The 13,002-nt window shown below is 42.5% G+C and carries 16 protein-coding genes and 2 pseudogenes; 12 read left to right on the plus strand and 6 right to left on the minus strand.

All coding sequences use genetic code 11. From position 1 onward, the window contains the following. Nucleotides 1-25 precede the first annotated feature (25 nt). The 3 genes from NLP_RS04595 to NLP_RS04605 form a co-directional block, all read right to left on the minus strand. Entirely contained in the window at nt 26-649 is a 624-nt protein-coding gene (locus tag NLP_RS04595) for a J domain-containing protein (RefSeq protein ID WP_104905352.1), read from the minus strand. A 292-nt stretch (nt 650-941) separates the two neighbouring features. Further along, nucleotides 942-1,553, minus strand: a complete 612-nt coding sequence (locus NLP_RS04600; RefSeq protein ID WP_104905353.1) for an ATP-dependent Clp protease proteolytic subunit — start codon at nt 1,551-1,553, stop codon at nt 942-944. Nucleotides 1,554-1,673: 120 nt separating this feature from the next. Then, the gene (locus tag NLP_RS04605) at nt 1,674-2,336 is read right to left on the minus strand and encodes an ATP-dependent Clp protease proteolytic subunit (protein ID WP_104905354.1); all 663 of its coding nucleotides are present in this window, start codon (nt 2,334-2,336) and stop codon (nt 1,674-1,676) included. Between the two features lie 238 nt (nt 2,337-2,574). Between NLP_RS04605 and NLP_RS04610 the strand changes: the two genes are divergently transcribed. The 8 genes and pseudogenes from NLP_RS04610 to NLP_RS32805 all read left to right on the plus strand — a co-directional run bounded on the left by NLP_RS04610 (nt 2,575) and on the right by NLP_RS32805 (nt 7,529). Next, nucleotides 2,575-3,831, plus strand: a complete 1,257-nt coding sequence (locus NLP_RS04610) for a vWA domain-containing protein (protein WP_104905355.1) — start codon at nt 2,575-2,577, stop codon at nt 3,829-3,831. Further along, a complete protein-coding gene (locus NLP_RS04615) occupies nt 3,828-5,108 on the plus strand; it encodes a vWA domain-containing protein (RefSeq protein ID WP_104905356.1) in 1,281 nt (426 codons plus the stop codon). Before NLP_RS04610 ends, NLP_RS04615 begins: the two co-directional genes overlap by 4 nt. 144 nt (nt 5,109-5,252) lie before the next feature. After that, nucleotides 5,253-5,453 carry a hypothetical protein gene (locus NLP_RS04620; RefSeq protein ID WP_104905357.1) on the plus strand — a complete coding sequence of 67 codons (201 nt, stop codon included), beginning with the start codon at nt 5,253-5,255 and terminating at the stop codon, nt 5,451-5,453. Beyond that, on the plus strand, nt 5,450-5,845 hold the full coding sequence (locus tag NLP_RS04625) for a type II toxin-antitoxin system VapC family toxin (protein ID WP_234017210.1): 396 nt from the start codon (nt 5,450-5,452) through the stop codon (nt 5,843-5,845). The genes NLP_RS04620 and NLP_RS04625 overlap by 4 nt, the downstream gene beginning before the upstream one ends. 1 nt (nt 5,846) lies before the next feature. Then, nucleotides 5,847-6,074 (plus strand): annotated as a pseudogene (locus NLP_RS04630) (hypothetical protein); the annotation flags it as partial. 564 nt (nt 6,075-6,638) lie between these two features. Then, entirely contained in the window at nt 6,639-6,899 is a 261-nt protein-coding gene (locus NLP_RS04635; protein WP_104905359.1) for a hypothetical protein, read from the plus strand. Next, nucleotides 6,889-7,293: a type II toxin-antitoxin system VapC family toxin gene (locus NLP_RS04640; protein ID WP_104905360.1), complete on the plus strand. Its 405-nt coding sequence runs from the start codon at nt 6,889-6,891 to the stop codon at nt 7,291-7,293. Before NLP_RS04635 ends, NLP_RS04640 begins: the two co-directional genes overlap by 11 nt. 89 nt (nt 7,294-7,382) lie before the next feature. Continuing rightward, a complete protein-coding gene (locus NLP_RS32805; protein WP_199784901.1) occupies nt 7,383-7,529 on the plus strand; it encodes a hypothetical protein in 147 nt (48 codons plus the stop codon). Between the two features lie 417 nt (nt 7,530-7,946). On the opposite strand, the gene NLP_RS35975 is transcribed toward NLP_RS32805, so the two are convergent. Then, on the minus strand, nt 7,947-8,054 hold the full coding sequence (locus NLP_RS35975) for a hypothetical protein (RefSeq protein ID WP_104909775.1): 108 nt from the start codon (nt 8,052-8,054) through the stop codon (nt 7,947-7,949). A 93-nt stretch (nt 8,055-8,147) separates the two neighbouring features. Between NLP_RS35975 and gloA2 the strand changes: the two genes are divergently transcribed. Next, entirely contained in the window at nt 8,148-8,534 is a 387-nt protein-coding gene (gloA2, locus tag NLP_RS04655) for an SMU1112c/YaeR family gloxylase I-like metalloprotein (protein WP_104905362.1), read from the plus strand. A gap of 240 nt (nt 8,535-8,774) precedes the next feature. Here gloA2 and NLP_RS34635 read toward each other — a convergent pair. Continuing rightward, nucleotides 8,775-8,962: pseudogene (locus tag NLP_RS34635) on the minus strand (Uma2 family endonuclease); the annotation flags it as partial. 431 nt (nt 8,963-9,393) lie between these two features. On the opposite strand from NLP_RS34635, the gene bioU reads away from it, so the two are divergent. After that, nucleotides 9,394-10,413 carry a (S)-8-amino-7-oxononanoate synthase BioU gene (gene bioU / locus NLP_RS04665; protein ID WP_104905363.1) on the plus strand — a complete coding sequence of 340 codons (1,020 nt, stop codon included), beginning with the start codon at nt 9,394-9,396 and terminating at the stop codon, nt 10,411-10,413. A gap of 93 nt (nt 10,414-10,506) precedes the next feature. After that, complete coding sequence (locus NLP_RS04670) at nt 10,507-11,451, plus strand: alpha/beta fold hydrolase (protein WP_234017211.1); 945 nt, start codon at nt 10,507-10,509, stop codon at nt 11,449-11,451. 142 nt (nt 11,452-11,593) lie between these two features. Here NLP_RS04670 and NLP_RS04675 read toward each other — a convergent pair whose 3' ends face one another. Then, nucleotides 11,594-11,959: a BON domain-containing protein gene (locus tag NLP_RS04675; RefSeq protein WP_104905364.1), complete on the minus strand. Its 366-nt coding sequence runs from the start codon at nt 11,957-11,959 to the stop codon at nt 11,594-11,596. 269 nt (nt 11,960-12,228) lie between these two features. Here NLP_RS04675 and ilvN point away from each other — a divergent pair, with 269 nt between their 5' ends. Then, a complete protein-coding gene (ilvN, locus tag NLP_RS04680; protein ID WP_104905365.1) occupies nt 12,229-12,747 on the plus strand; it encodes an acetolactate synthase small subunit in 519 nt (172 codons plus the stop codon). Nucleotides 12,748-13,002 lie beyond the last annotated feature (255 nt).

Consider the following 13,002-nt stretch of genomic DNA (forward strand, 5'->3'; position numbering starts at 1 on the left):
AACGAAATTTAAAATTTTGTAAACTTTAAAAAATTTGCTCTAATCGTTGGAAATCGCGCTGCACTTCATACCAGAGACTTTTATTATGTGGGTCTGTTTTCAAGGCTTTTTTAAGATAAATTCTGGCTTTGAGTAGTTGTTTTTCGGAAATTAGTGCCCGTCCCCAAATTTGATAGGCGATCGCTAGCCATTGACGGACTTCTGCATCTGTTGACAAACGCTCTGCTAAAGCTTCCGCCAGGGCGATCGCTTGCGGAAATCGTCTTTCTTGCAAAAATCGCTGCAATTGCTCATAAGTCTTCCACTTCAGCCGTTCTTCTATTTCCAACAGATTCGGCGGCTTTGGTTTCCCTGATTCTTGGCTTGTCACCGTTGTTACTGGTGTTTTCTGCCGTTGCGTTGCCTTGGCGTCGTCACGTCCAGACGTTGACACCTGACTTGAACGTGCGCCAATTTCCTCTGGTAGTACTACCGTCAGCAGGAGTTTGTAAGCCTCTGTCAAGGCAATAAACTTATCTTTGGCTTTGTTGTCATCTGGGTTGATATCGGGATGATATTGCTGCGCCAGTCGTCGATAAGACGCTTTGATGTCAGCAAAAGAAGCTCCCGATCTTAAACCTAGTAAACGGTAGCAATCTCCAAGATCCATCTTGAGCTATCAGCTATCGAATATTTAGCTATTGGCTATTATCTGTCAATATCAGCTTCAAGCCCGGACTATTAATGATAAAGGCTAATTTTCTATTTTAAAGTTCAATCTTGACAGTTTGTTCATTAAAAAGGGATTGGGCATTGGGTACAAGAGGCAGGGGTGCAAAGGGGCAAAGGGGTAGAGGGGAAAAACTTACTGCAACTTACTTCTCCTCTGCTCCCCCGGTTACTGAGCGCAGTCGTTGGCGCAGCCTCTCGTAGAGAAGTATGCTCCCCTGCTCCCTGCCTTCCTACTCCCCAGTTACTACGGAGGTTCGGTCTTCAATCACACGGTCAATTAAACCGTATTGTTTTGCCTCTTCAGCAGACATGAAAAAGTCACGATCCATATCTTTTTCAATCTTTTCTATGGTCTGACCTGTTTTATCTGCATAAATCCCATTGAGCTGGTGACGAATCCGCAGAATCTCTCTAGCTTCAATTTCGATATCGGTTGCTTGTCCACGGGTACCACCTGAAGGCTGGTGAATCATAATCCGTGAGTGAGGCAATGCTATGCGTTTGCCTTTGGTGCCAGCTGCCAGCAGGAAAGACCCCATTGAAGCAGCTAAACCCACGCAAATAGTCACTACATCTGATTTGATATGTTGCATGGTGTCAAAAATAGCCATGCCAGATGTAACCATCCCACCGGGGGAATTGATGTATAAATAAATATCTTTACCTGGATCGTCTGAGTCCAGATACAGCATTACAGCGATAATTTGATTGGCAATTTCATCATCAATATCTCGCCCCAAGAATATAATCCGTTCCCGATAAAGGCGATCATAGATGCTAATCCAATCTGTATATTGTCCACCGGGCATCCGGTAAGGAACTTTAGGAACGCCTATAGGCATAATTTACTCCGTTTTTAATTAGTCATTAGTCATTAGTCATTGGTCATTGGTCATTGGTCATTGGTCATTAATAATTTTTGGTTATTAACAAAAGATAAAAGACGAATGACAAAAGACAAATTAAAGGACACTGGCAGGGAGTGGGGGATTTGCGAGTTCTTCTTTCTCAAAAACTCGGTCAATCAGTCCGTATTCCTTTGCTTCGTAGGGTGTCAGATATAACAGCCGATCCATGTCTTTAATAATTTTTTCTGGGGTCTGTCCAGTGGTTTGATGCAAGATATCAACTAACGCCCCTTTATTTACCAAAACTTCCCTAGCGCGAATTTGAATATCCGTTGCTTGACCTTGGGCGTAGCTCTTAGGCTGATGCAGGATAATCGAGGAGTGAGGCAAACTAGCGCGGCAACCTTTTGTACCAGCACTGAGGAGCATCGCTGACATACCCATCGCGGAACCAACGCAGATGGTGTGGATCGGAGGCTTGATATATTTCATGGTGTCATAGATGGCGAAGGCTTCGGTTTCAAAGCCAATGGGTTCGCCACTGTAACCGGAAGTGCCGGTAGAGTTGATATAGATTTTAATTGGCTTTTCGGGGTCGTCGGATTGCAAAAACAGCAATTCGGCCACGATCAATTCGGTGACAGCAGGCACCAGTGGCATCCCAATATAGACAATTCGCTCCTTCAATAAAAGGGAAGGTAAATCTGGCGGTGGTGTCCGGTAAAAGTTATCGCCGTAATATGGGGCTTGAACAGCCTTAATTGGGGAAATGTCCATAGCAACTGATCGCCTGAAACTATGCCGTTAACTGTAATACATCCTAGCGCGATGCAGGCTTCCCTCAAGGTGCGGATTTCTCCCTAATGCTGAAGGCGGCTTCGCATCTACCAATGCTTACCTTCTAAGATATTCTGATTATATTAGTGTATTTATATTGGATAGGTTTTCCGTAGAGCTAAAGTAGTGCTTTGAAGTTATTTTTTTATATGTATATCCTGAATAGGGACTCTGAGTTATGAAGGTTAATTTGCAGCCTGCCTTGAATGATGGTAATTTGGACGCAAATCAACTGAACAGTCAACGTCAGTTGGGAATTTCGATTTCGGCGATCGCAGAGACTCAAGACCGCCATGTGCCCCTGAATTTATGCTTAATTCTCGATCATAGTGGTTCGATGAACGGGCGATCGCTAGAAACGGTGAAAAAAGCAGCAATTCGTCTGGTAGATAGACTCAATCCGGGCGATCGCCTCAGTGTGGTAGTTTTCGATCACCGTGCCAAAGTCTTAGTACCGAGTCAAAGTATCGAAAATCCAGAGAAAATCAAGCAGCAAATTAATCGCCTAGCCGCTGATGGGGGAACTGCAATTGATGAAGGACTGCGGTTGGGGATTGAGGAGTTGGCAAAGGGGAAAAAAGATACTGTTTCCCAAGCCTTTTTGTTAACCGATGGGGAAAATGAACACGGTGATAACAACCGCTGTTTGAAATTCGCCCAATTGGCTGCTAGCTATAATTTGACTTTAAATACTTTGGGATTTGGTGACAACTGGAACCAAGATGTTTTAGAAAAAATTGCCGATGCTGGCTTAGGTACTTTATCTTATATTCAAAAACCCGAACAGGCTGTGGAAGAGTTTAATCGCCTGTTCAGCCGCATTCAAACGGTGGGATTGACTAATGCTTATCTTTTATTTTCCCTGATGCCCAATGTCCGGCTAGCGGAGCTCAAACCCGTCGCCCAAGTTTCTCCAGACACAATTGAGTTACCACTGCAACAAGAAGCTGATGGACGTTTCGCTGTGCGGTTGGGAGATTTAATGAAAGATGCAGAACGGGTAATCTTAGCTAATATTTATTTGGGACAATTGCCAACAGGTGAACAAGCGATCGCTAATGTGCAAGTCCGCTACGATGATCCAGCCGCCAACAAAGTAGGTTTAGTTACACCAAGTATCCCAGTTTATGCCCATGTAGTCAAAAATTACCAAGCAGACCTGAATCCCCAGGTGCAGCATTCTATTTTGGCATTAGCTAAGTATCGCCAAACCCAACTAGCCGAAACGAAATTGCAACAGGGCGATCGCTCTGGTGCGGCGACGATGTTACAAACGGCTGCGAAAACTGCGCTGCAAATGGGAGATACTGGGGCAGCGACGGTGTTGCAAACTTCTGCCACCCAGCTACAATCTGGTGGAGATTTATCCGAAAGCGATCGCAAGAAAACCAGAATTGTCTCCAAAACAGTTTTGCAAGATACCCCTCCGCAATGAAAGTTAAATTGCTCTCGGCGTTAAATGACAATAATGTTGATATGGCTCAAACAAGTAGCCAACGTCAACTAGCAATGACGATTTTTGCGATCGCTGGTGAGCTTGACCAAAATCTGCCTCTTAATCTCTGCTTGATTTTGGATAGAAGTGGTTCTATGCATGGACAACCAATAAAAACGGTGATCCAGGCGGTGGAAAGATTAATAGACAGGTTAAAAGTAGGCGATCGCATCTCAGTTGTGGCTTTTTCCGGCACTGCGGAAGTCATTATCCCTAACCAAGCGATTGAAGACCCCGAAAGCATCAAATCTCAAATTAAAAGTAAACTGACTGCTAGCGGCGGTACTGCGATCGCTGATGGTTTGGAATTGGGAATTACAGAACTGATGAAGGGTACAAGAGGCGCTGTTTCCCAAGCGTTTCTGCTGACGGATGGACATGGTGAAAGCGGTTTGCGAATTTGGAAATGGGATATTGGGCGAGATGATAACAAGCGTTGTCTTAAATTGGCGCAAAAGGCTGCCAAGCTGAACCTAACTATTAATACTTTCGGATTTGGTAATAGCTGGAATCAGGATTTGCTAGAAAACATTGCCGATGTCGGTGGTGGGACTTTAGCCCATATTGAACATCCTGAACAAGCTGTGGAGCAATTTAGCCGACTGTTTGGGCGGATTAAATCGATTGGGCTAACTAATGCCTACTTGCTGTTATCTCTAGTGCCCAATGTCCGATTAGCAGAACTTAAACCTATTGCCCAAGTTGCCCCAGACACAATCGAGTTACCAGTGGAACCCGAAGCTGATGGTAGCTTTGCTGTGCGTTTGGGAGATTTGATGCAGGATGTAGAACGGGCAGTTTTGGCAAACATTTATCTGGGACAATTGCCAGAAGGTAAACAAGCGATCGCTCATCTGCAAATTCGTTATGATGACCCGTTGGTTAACGAAGAAGGCTTACTTTCGCCCTTGATGCCAGTGTATGCAGATGTGGTGCGGGCGTATCAACCGACTTCTAATCCCCAGGTGCAACAGTCTATTTTAGCATTAGCAAAGTATCGCCAAACCCAGTTAGCTGAGGCGAAATTGCAACAAGGCGATCGCACTGGTGCAGCCACGATGCTGCAAACAGCTGCTAAAACTGCTTTACAAATCGGAGATAAAGGGGCGGCGACAGTGTTGCAAACTTCTGCCACCCGTCTGCAAGCTGGGGAAGAACTTTCGGAAGCAGACCTGAAGAAAACTAGGATTGTATCAAAGACTGTTTTACAGGAATAATAAAAATTCAGCTTTGCTGATTAACGGGATGAAAGTTTTGCGCCAAAGCGTAAAGCGAGAAAAAATATTTTATTCCTCAATTGAGCAACAAAGTAGTTGCATATTTCTAACTTATTGATTAACAACTACCGAAGAGTTTGACTTATGCTGATCCAGAAGATTGTCCAAGAATTGCAAGACATCCCTGAAGACAAACTAGCAGAACTTTATGACCTAATTCACTATTTTCGGCTAGGTTTAAGTCAAGAACGTACACAACCCCGCACCCCTGGTTTATTGAAAGGACAACTCGGCGATGCTTTCTTTGAACCACTACCAGAAGATGAACTCCAGCAATGGGAATGAGCTACCTCATCGACACCCATATCCTACTGGGGTGGCTCTTTGACGACCCAAAACTCCACACTGACTGCCGAGACATCATTGGCAACCCAGATCATCGGATTATTGTCAGTAGTGCTTCTGCTTGGAAAATTGCCACTAAATACCGGATGGGTAAACTACCCGAAGCCAAACAACTCGTTGAGCAATATTTACAGATATTGCATCAAGCTAAATTTCTCGAACTTGCCATCACCACAACCCATGCACTTAAAGCAGGAAGCTTACCGATTGCCCACCGAGATCCCTTTGATCGCATGATCATGGCTCAGGCTGAACTCGAAAGTTTAGCTGTAATTACCTATGACAAAGCCTTCCAGACTGGACTGATTCAGGTAATTCCCGACTTCAAGTAAAGCAAAGTATCGCCAAATTCAGTTAGCCGAGACGAAATTGCAACAAGGCGATCGCACTGGTGCAGCCACGATGTTACAAACAGCTGCTAAAACCGCTTTACAAATCTGAGATAAAGGGGCAGCGACAGTGTTGCAAACTTCTGCCACACGCCTGCAAGCTGGGGAAGAACTTTCCGAAGCAGACCTGAAGAAAACTAGGATTGTATCAAAGACTGTTTTACAGGAATAGTCCTTTAATAATTTGTAATTTGTAATTTTTATGCAAACTACGGGTATTCATTATGTAGATATTATATTATTTGCTTTGATTAGGAACGCTCAAAAAATCTAAAACAATAGACATCTCCACAAATTAATTATGCATTGCCCGAATTCCTTGGTAGACGCAATTAATGAATTGTGCCTACCAACAAGTTTGAAGATGTGTATCTAATAAGCATATTTTCAAATTAAGCTTTATTTAAAGATAAAATTAGAGCTTAATTTATTTTAAATTATCTAAATTCTATCCTTAGCTTTTTATATATATTAAATTGGTAAATACACAAGTATTGTGTAGATAAAAATTCTCAATTTATATAAATTAATAATTCTTACTACATTTTCTACGTCTCCACAAGTACCGCATGTACAGCAGTCTTTAAGTATTTTTTTGGGGGAAGAACAAATCTCACAGGTTTCTGCACATGCTTCAATAGCTTCAGGACTAAAAACACCAAAATTTTATAGCAGCGAATAGGAAATAAGGCTTCTGCCACTAAAATAGAAAAATCATTCAATCAGCGAAGTATTTATGGGTAATGAAGTTAAACTACTTGAACACTGGCGAGAACTCACACCCCAAAAGCAACAAAAAGTTTTGGAGTTTGTTGAACTACTTAAATCTGAGCCAGAAACAACACCCGCCGAATCTGATTTTGTGCCACAAACACCCTTAGCCAAAAAATTATGGTCGATCCGACAAAAAGCGATCGCTGCTGGATTGCAACTTCTCAACGAAGACGAAATTGAACTTGAACTTGCTGAACGTCGCGGTGGATTCCGTGAGTCGTAAGAAAACTTACATAGACTCTGGTGTACTCATCAGCGCTTTTTGTGGCATTCAGTCAGTCAGCATCAGAGCGAATCAAATTCTTAACGATGAAAATCTGGAGTTTGCCTCAAGTAGCTTCGTTCAGTTAGAAGTCTTGCCTAAAGCAACTTTTAACAAGCAACAAGACGAAGCAGAATTTTACGAAACATTTTTTAGTGCTGTCATCCACTGGCCAACTGACTTAGAGCAAATTATACAGAATGCTTCTCAAATTGCCTGTACTTACGGTTTAGCTGCAATGGATGCACTTCATGTGGCGGCTGCTCTGCAAATTAAAGCCGATCAACTGATCACTACTGAAAAGCCAACCAAACCAATGCACCGAGTAACGAAAATCCAGATTATTTCAATATAAAGCGATCGCTCACAACCAAAAGCTCCGCAGCAAACAAGCCAATTTAGGAAATCGAATGCCATTTTGCTTGCGGAAAACACTAAGACTTGATGAACTCAGCGAAGTATTGTCAAACCCAGTTAGCCGAAGCGAAATTGCAACAAGGCGATCGCACTGGTGCAGCCACGATGCTGCAAACAGCAGCTAAAACCGCTTTACAAATCGGAGATAGCCTTGAAAAGATTCTTGTTGAATGAAGCGATCGCAAGCTAACGACTCAACGATATACCAAAATGAATGTGGAAATTACTTAAATAAACAAGCAAACTGGGGTTTGAGAAAGTAAAAGCTGATTTTGCTTGCGGAAAACACCAAAATGAGAAAGTAAACTGGGGTTTGAGAAAGTAAAAGCTGATTTTGCTTGCGGAAAACACCAAAATGAGAAAGCAAACTGGAGTTTGAGAAAGTAAAAGCTGATTTTACTTGCGGAAAACACCAAAATGAGAAAGCAAACTGGGGTTTGAGAAAGTTAAATGTCATTTTGAGTAAGCAATATGCCTTTTTGCTTATTGAATATGAAGTTTTGAAAAAGCAATAAGCTTTTTTGCTGATTAAATATAAATTTAAGTTAAATTTGTGTTCGTGATAGACGATTGTACTGCAAGCAAAATTTTCTAGCAGGGAACAAATCTAGCAGTTATGATCTGATCTACAGTAATAAATATTGCTCTACGTAAATCAGCGTCTTTAAAGTTGATGGCATCAAGGTTTGTATTTTCCAGATTAGCACTTTGCTAAAGCCCTTCTCTTGCAAAAACTAGTAAAACTCTGCTAAAAGTGCTACAGGTAAATGGTTGTTAGCTTGAGAAGTACACATGAAAACTACTGGCATTCATCATGTAGCTGTTATTTGTTCTGATTACGACCGCTCCAAAGCATTTTATGTCCAAACTTTAGGATTTTCGATTATTCAAGAAACTTTTCGCGCCGCTAGAAATTCTTATAAATTAGATTTAAAAGTTGCAGAAAATACGCAAATCGAACTATTCTCTTTCCCAAATCCTCCAGAACGGCCTAGTAAACCAGAGTCTTGTGGTTTAAGACATCTTGCTTTTCAAGTTGATGATATAGAGGAAACTGTTTTTTATTTAAAATCCAAAGGATTAGAGGTAGAAAATATCAGAGTTGATGAAATTACAGGCAAGAAATTTACTTTTTTTAAAGACCCAGATAATTTACCATTAGAAATTTATGAGCGTTAAAATTAGTTGCTGACAGGTGAACTTGTTATCACTATAAATAATGAAGCGATGTTTACGACGGGCTATTCGGCGTCGCACCATCCTAATTAAACGTTATTACTGCCAAAATCGCTATAGCGGTTCCCATTCAGATGCGGTACAACATTACATCACGAGGTGTAGGGGCACGGCAGTGCCGTGCCCCTACGGGTGTACCTCACATAAACGAGAACTGCTATATATTCATAACTATGCCTACACTTAACGAGGCAGAATGTCATCTAAGCGAAGTTGAATACCAGGTAAAAGTAGCGAGTTAATTAATTGGTTGAGTCGGTATTGTTGTTGAGTATAACTGTCTTCAACCAATTTACAAACGGTAAATGTAGGTTGTTTGGGTTTCCAATAAATGCTATACCACCCAATCCTCGATAATCCACAAAGTAGTAGTGGTAGCAAATATAAAAGCAGATAATGAAGTTATTGTAAAAATATTAAACATAGTGCAAATACGCTTCATAATACTCAGAATCCTAACAACTTCATACTACTTTAAGCGATCGCCTCCGTAAGTCTTTGTATCATCGCGTAACTGTATTATGTCAGAATATCAAGTTTAGCCAGTATTCTTAAGCTTTATTCGGGGTTGCCAGTTGCGACCATTGCTTTAAATCTGGTATATTCCTAGTCAAAAAACTCAAAAGCGATCGCTTAGAGATAAATAGAGATAAATATCTGCAATATCCAGCCAAAGAACCCAGGATAATGAATCATAATTAATCTCTATAGCTTTGAGTTATCAGCCATCAGCCACCAATTACCAACCGGAAGCTGAGATGCCGAATATTCAAGGCTTTTGATTCAACTTAACGAATTAACTATGAATTCTGAAAAAATCAAAAATTCTCTAAATGTTTCGCCAGGGATACGTGTGGGAGTACTGGGTTTCGGCGGACTCGGACAAGCAGCCGCCAAGGTAGTTGCTGGCAAACAAGAAATGATTTTAGTCGCAGCAGCAGATCAAAAAGGCTACGCTTATGCTGCCGAAGGTTTAAATACTGAAGAATCCATTGCAACCTATCAGTCCCAAGGTTCGCTGGGTTATTTAGAGCCAATTGGTACATTAACAAATCAAAGTATTGAGGATTTAATCGAAATAGCTGAAGTCGATGGGTATTTTTTGGCTTTACCTAACCTACCAAATGACTTTATTCCCACTGTTGCTAAAGAATTTATCAAATCTGGTTGGCGTGGGGTATTAGTAGATGCAATTAAACGCACCACTGCTGTAGAACAACTCTTAGCGATGAAAGATGAACTGCAAGCAGCCGGGATTACCTACATGACAGGATGTGGTGCTACACCTGGACTATTAACAGCAGCAGCAGCTTTAGCCGCCCAAAGCTACGCCGAAATTCATCATGTTGAAATTACCTTTGGGGTGGGAATTGCGAACTGGGAAGCTTACCGCGCCACTGTTCGGGAAGATATCGGCCACATGCCTGGTTATACAGTGGAAATTGCGAGGGCGATGACTGACGCCCAAGTAGAAGCACTACTAGATAAAACTAATGGCGTGCTTACCTTAACAAATATGGAACACGCTGATGATGTGATGTTAGAAGTAGCAGGGATAGTGGGACGCGATCGCGTTACAGTTGGTGGTGTAGTCGATACCCGCAATCCCAAAAAGCCTCTCAGCACCAATGTGAAGGTAACAGGACGTACCTTTGAAGGAAAGATTTCCACCCATACCTTTACTCTGGGAGATGAAACTAGCATGGCAGCAAATGTCTGTGGCCCTGCTTTTGGCTATCTCAAAGCTGGTAGACAATTACACCAACGCGGCATCTATGGAATATTCACTGCTGCCGAAATTATGCCCCAATTTGTTAGGTAAATAGGGAATGGTGACTAGGGACTGGGGACTGGGAATACCCAATACCCAATACCCAATCCCCAATTCTTATAATGGTATTTCAGCGCTGATAAATTGGAGGTAAGTGCGATCGCTACGGTACACTGGCAGGAACGAGTTGGTAATCAAAGAGATTGGATTTGGCGCGGCTGGCAAACCCGCTACACTTACATTCGCCCTAGCCAAAGTCACCCCAATACAACACCTCTAATTCTGTTACATGGCTTTGGTGCTTCCATTGGTCATTGGCGACATAATTTAGAGGTGTTGGGTGAGCATCACACAGTTTACGCCATAGATATGTTGGGTTTTGGCGCTTCTGAAAAAGCCGCAGCTAATTACAGCATCGAACTCTGGGTTGAGCAGGTTTACGATTTCTGGAAAACATTTATCCGTCAACCAGCGATATTAATAGGCAATTCCAACGGTTCACTGATAGCGATGGCCGCCGCCGCCGCCCACCCCGATATGGTGCTGGGTATGGTAATGATGAGTTTACCCGACCCGTCATTAGAACAAGAAGCAATTCCTCCTGTCCTGCGCCCACTCGTCAGTGCAATTAAAAATGTTGTTGCTTCGCCGTTGATACTTAAACCTGTGTTTAACTTCGTGCGCCGTCCTGGGGTGCTGCGTCGCTGGGCTAGTCTCGCCTACGCTAACCCAGAAGCGATTAGCGATGAACTGATAGAAATCTTAGCAGGGCCTCCCCAAGACCGGGGTTCTGCAAGGGCGTTTAGTGCTTTATTCAAAGCTGCGATTGGAATTAATTTTAGTCCCAGTGTCAAGAAAGTATTACCAACCTTAACAATTCCCATGCTTTTAATTTGGGGACAAAAAGATCGGTTTGTGCCGCCAGCCCTGGCTAGCCAATTTGCCCAATATAATGAAAAGTTGGAACTGTTGAATCTGGAGGATGTAGGGCATTGTCCCCATGATGAATGCCCAGAACAAGTTAACCAAGCGATTTTAGATTGGATTGAAAGATGGATTGGCGATCGCCAACCATTGGTTGTTCCCTAAATATTATGCAATGGAAGCGATCGCATCAGCAGTAACTAGTACAGGACTGCGTAAATAAACATACCATTTCAAATGGCGCGAAAGCCTAGAATACAATACTTTTGACTTTTGACTTTTGACTTTTGACTTCCGCGCAGCGGTACTAGCCAATCGTCGCCTGGTTAGTGTCAACATCTGTAGCACCATTTACAGAACCCGCCACAGAAATCATTTTGTTGAGAATTTCTTGACTGGGGACTTTACCTTTCAACACTACAGTGCTACCCGTCTGAGCCACCCAAAGGGTATCAACATCGTCGAGTTGCGGATCTTGATCAAATGCCAACGCTACCCGCTTTGCTAAACCACTTTGGTCATATTCTCCGCTTAACCCTAGACGTTCTGGAGGTATTGATTGCGTAGCAGCAGCGACATCACTACTAGGAGCTTGCTGTACAGCCTGGGGAGCCGGATTTACTTCTGCATTTTGAGGTTTTTCCATTCCAAACAATCTTTGTAGCCAACCCATAAAAACTTGTCTCCTATTAGAGGCTTATCAAATCTGAGTATAAAAGCTTTACAAAAATGCTGCATCTGCCAACAAAAAGATATACATTCAACGAAATTTTTGCTTGCAGTAAGATTTCTAAACAATTTCTTGATTGAGAATGCAATGAGTGCAACGGTTAAGTTTACAATAGGAGGTCGCACTGAAAATTTAGTGCGGTAGTAGGTCTAGCATTGCCCTTTGCTAGTGTCTGCATTACTCAATTCCTGCTCTAGCCTCTGTTGGCGAAGATGAAACATACCCTTTCAGTTCTTGTAGAAGATGAGGCGGGTGTTCTTTCCCGCATTTCTAGTTTATTTGCGCGTCGCGGCTTTAATATTGAAAGCCTTGCTGTTGGCCCTGCTGAACAAGGAGGAGTCTCCCGAATTACAATGGTTGTCCCTGGTGACGATCGCATCATCGAGCAACTCACTAAGCAACTGTATAAGTTAGTCAATGTCCTAAAAGTCCAGGATATTACCGAAACTCCTTGTGTCGAGCGGGAATTGATGCTTTTGAAGGTGAATGCTAGTAGCAGCAATCGCTCAGAAGTGATCGAATTGTCTCAGATTTTCCGGGCGCGAGTCGTGGATGTGGCAGAAGATTCTCTCACTTTAGAAGTTGTGGGAGATCCAGGTAAAATGGTAGCGATCGTGCAAGTATTACAAAAATTTGGTTTGAAAGAAATCGCCCGCACTGGCAAAATTGCCCTAACTCGTGAGTCAGGCGTGAATACCGAGTTACTCAAATCTTTGGAAGCAAAGGTTTAGTTGGGAATTTAAATCAAGACTCAGAAATACTCAACCGCAGCATAAGTCATAGTGGCAATTGTTACTATGGCTTCTGTTTAGGGACTAGTATCGCTGCGCAGAAGTCAAAAGTCAAAAGTCAAAAGTATTGTATTCCAAGCTCTTGCGCCATTTTGAATGATATGTTTATTTACGCCGTGTTGTACTAGCAAAAAAAGAAATATCCAACTAAGCTTCAATTTTGGCGTTCCCGCTTCTTTTGTCGGAGACGCTACG

It is taken from the genome of Nostoc sp. 'Lobaria pulmonaria (5183) cyanobiont' (genome assembly GCF_002949795.1).
GTDB lineage: Bacteria > Cyanobacteriota > Cyanobacteriia > Cyanobacteriales > Nostocaceae > Nostoc.

Excerpts from the sequence above, each read along its gene's own strand:
- NLP_RS04595 (WP_104905352.1), bottom strand. The coding sequence starts at position 649 with ATGGATCTTGGAGATTGCTACCGTTTACTAGGTTTAAGATCGGGAGCT.
- NLP_RS04600 (WP_104905353.1), bottom strand. The coding sequence starts at position 1,553 with ATGCCTATAGGCGTTCCTAAAGTTCCTTACCGGATGCCCGGTGGACAA.
- NLP_RS04605 (WP_104905354.1), bottom strand. The coding sequence starts at position 2,336 with ATGGACATTTCCCCAATTAAGGCTGTTCAAGCCCCATATTACGGCGAT.
- NLP_RS04610 (WP_104905355.1), top strand. The coding sequence starts at position 2,575 with ATGAAGGTTAATTTGCAGCCTGCCTTGAATGATGGTAATTTGGACGCA.
- NLP_RS04615 (WP_104905356.1), top strand. The coding sequence starts at position 3,828 with ATGAAAGTTAAATTGCTCTCGGCGTTAAATGACAATAATGTTGATATG.
- NLP_RS04620 (WP_104905357.1), top strand. The coding sequence starts at position 5,253 with ATGCTGATCCAGAAGATTGTCCAAGAATTGCAAGACATCCCTGAAGAC.
- NLP_RS04625 (WP_234017210.1), top strand. The coding sequence starts at position 5,450 with ATGAGCTACCTCATCGACACCCATATCCTACTGGGGTGGCTCTTTGAC.
- NLP_RS04635 (WP_104905359.1), top strand. The coding sequence starts at position 6,639 with ATGGGTAATGAAGTTAAACTACTTGAACACTGGCGAGAACTCACACCC.
- NLP_RS32805 (WP_199784901.1), top strand. The coding sequence starts at position 7,383 with ATGAACTCAGCGAAGTATTGTCAAACCCAGTTAGCCGAAGCGAAATTG.
- gloA2 (WP_104905362.1), top strand. The coding sequence starts at position 8,148 with ATGAAAACTACTGGCATTCATCATGTAGCTGTTATTTGTTCTGATTAC.
- bioU (WP_104905363.1), top strand. The coding sequence starts at position 9,394 with ATGAATTCTGAAAAAATCAAAAATTCTCTAAATGTTTCGCCAGGGATA.
- NLP_RS04675 (WP_104905364.1), bottom strand. The coding sequence starts at position 11,959 with ATGGGTTGGCTACAAAGATTGTTTGGAATGGAAAAACCTCAAAATGCA.
- ilvN (WP_104905365.1), top strand. The coding sequence starts at position 12,229 with ATGAAACATACCCTTTCAGTTCTTGTAGAAGATGAGGCGGGTGTTCTT.